Annotated in this window: 2 protein-coding genes and 1 pseudogene; 2 read left to right on the top strand and 1 reads right to left on the bottom strand. The window is 73.2% G+C overall.

Translation table 11 applies throughout. The annotated features are described in order from the left end of the window. A partial coding sequence (locus WA805_RS27725) for an NAD-dependent epimerase/dehydratase family protein (protein WP_425243806.1) occupies nucleotides 1-1053 on the bottom strand: 1053 nt, incomplete at its 3' end. 114 nt (nucleotides 1054-1167) lie between these two features. Between WA805_RS27725 and WA805_RS27720 the strand changes: the two genes are divergently transcribed. Both WA805_RS27720 and WA805_RS27715 read left to right on the top strand, forming a co-directional pair. Then, nucleotides 1168-1842: a glycosyltransferase family 2 protein gene (locus WA805_RS27720; RefSeq protein ID WP_425243805.1), complete on the top strand. Its 675-nt coding sequence runs from the start codon at nucleotides 1168-1170 to the stop codon at nucleotides 1840-1842. Next, nucleotides 1839-2115 (top strand): annotated as a pseudogene (locus WA805_RS27715) (glycosyltransferase); the annotation flags it as partial. The gene WA805_RS27720 and the pseudogene WA805_RS27715, both read left to right, overlap by 4 nt.

Here is a 2115-nt window from a genome sequence, read left to right as displayed (position 1 = left end):
GCGGAGCGGGGCGTGCGCGAACTCGGCGACGCCCTCGGCGAAGCCGGTCCGGGCGCGGAAGCCAAGCTCGCGGGCCGCGGCCTTCGGCGAGGCCACCACGTGGCGGACGTCGCCGAGGCGGTACTCGCCGGTGATCTTGGGCTCCACCGCGCCGCCGCCGAACGAGACCGCGAGTTCCGCGGCCATCTCGCCGACCGTGTGCGGGGTTCCGCTGGCCACGTTGTAGGCGCGCACGGCGCCCGGTGCCAGCGCGGCGGTCGCGGTGAGGGCGAGCACGTTGCATTCCGCCACGTCGCGGACGTGCACGAAGTCGCGGCGCTGCCCGCCGTCCTCGAACACCCGCGGCGGCACGCCGTTCTCCAGGCAGGAGCGGAAGATCGCGGCCACTCCCGAGTACGGGGTGTCGCGGGGCATCCGGGGGCCGTACACGTTGTGGTAGCGGAGCGCTACGGCGGTGCCGCCGGTCAGCCGAGCCCAGTTCGCCGCCAGGTGCTCCTGGGCCAGCTTGCTCGTCGCGTAGGCGTTGCGGGGGTCGAGCACCGCGTCCTCGGCCACCGTGGCCCAGGACAGCGCAGAATCGCAGCCGGGGCAGCGCGGCTCGAACGAGCCCGCGTTCAGGTCCGCGGCGGCCCGTGGAAGCGGCCGCACGCTGCCGTGCAGCAGGCATTCGTACGCGCCCTCCCCGTACACCACCATCGACGAGGACAGCACCAGCCGCGACACGCCCCGGCGGCCCATCGCGTCGAGCAGCACGGCGGTGCCGGTCACATTGACGTCCGCGTACAGCGGAAGGTCGGCGAGCGAGACGCCGAGCCCGACCATGGCCGCCAGGTGGCACACCGCGTCGACGCCGTCGAGCGCGTCGTCTACGGCGCCGGGGTCACGGACGTCCGCCACACGGAGCTCGAGATCGTCAGGGATATAGGACGGCTTTCCGTCGTGCACAGCCGGGCTCAGCGAGTCAAGGCCGCGGACCTCGTATCCGGCCGCCGCCATGGCCTCCATCACATGGGATCCGATAAACCCCGCCGCTCCGGTCACTAGTACTCGCATAGCTGTGAGCCAAGCATGCGGCCAGGATGCGAACGACCGTCCGTGGTCAGCCGTCACAGATCCGTAAGGCCCGTTTCCAGCCCAGACGAGGCCGCCGCCGCTAGCGTCGGCGCCATGGAAACCGCTACGCAACCCATTGACGTGGTGCTGCCGTGCCTCAATGAAGCAGGCGCCCTGCCGTGGCTGCTCACCAGGATGCCCGCCGGATACCGGCCGATCGTGGCCGACAACGGCTCCACCGACGGTTCGGCGCGGATCGCGGCCGGGCACGGTGCCACGGTGGTGGACGTCCCGCAGCGCGGTTTCGGCGCCGCGTGCCACGCCGGGCTGCTGGCCGCCACTAGCGACCTCGTATGCATCATGGACGCGGACGGGTCGTTCGACCCGCAAGACCTGGAGATCGTCAGCAGTCCGGTCAGGAACGGGACAGTCGACCTGATGCTCGGGCGGCGGGCGCCGCGGACGCTGAGCGCGTGGCCCGCGCACGCGCGGCTCGGCAACATAGTGCTGTCCGCCGAGCTTCGGCGTCGCGCCGGGGTCCGGCTGCACGACCTCGGCCCGATGCGCGCCGCCCGCCGCCAGGATCTGCTGGCGCTTGACCTGACCGACCGGCGGTTCGGCTACCCGCTCGAGATGGTGATGCGCGCCGCGGCGGCCGGCTGGCGGATCGGCGAGGCGCCGGTGCCGTACTACCCGCGCACCGGGAAGTCCAAGGTGACCGGCACGGTCGGCGGGACCGTCAAGGCCGTGCGCGACATGCGGCGAGTGCTGGCCGCGTACGCCGCATGAGCTGGTTCGACGCCGCGAGGCCGCGCGGCACGCACCCGGACGCGGTCGCGGCCCAGCTGATCGTCATCGCGAAGGAGCCCCGTCCCGGCCGGGTCAAGACCAGGCTGACGCCGCCGTTCACCCCCCAGGACGCGGCGTCACTCGCGGAGGGGGCGCTCGCCGACACCCTGGCAGCGGCCGCGGCGGCCCGGATGACCCGGCACGTGCTCGCGCTCGACGGCGCGCCGGGGGACTGGCTGCCGGCCGGGTTCGACGTGATCGGGCAGCGCGGCG

Origin of the sequence: Trebonia sp. (assembly GCF_049794275.1) — a bacterium.
GTDB lineage: Bacteria > Actinomycetota > Actinomycetes > Streptosporangiales > Streptosporangiaceae > Trebonia.
Note: the sequence above shows the minus strand (reverse complement) of the source record. Positions and strands in the feature narration are given on the sequence as shown.

Excerpts from the sequence above, each read along its gene's own strand:
- WA805_RS27720 (WP_425243805.1), top strand. The coding sequence starts at position 1,168 with ATGGAAACCGCTACGCAACCCATTGACGTGGTGCTGCCGTGCCTCAAT.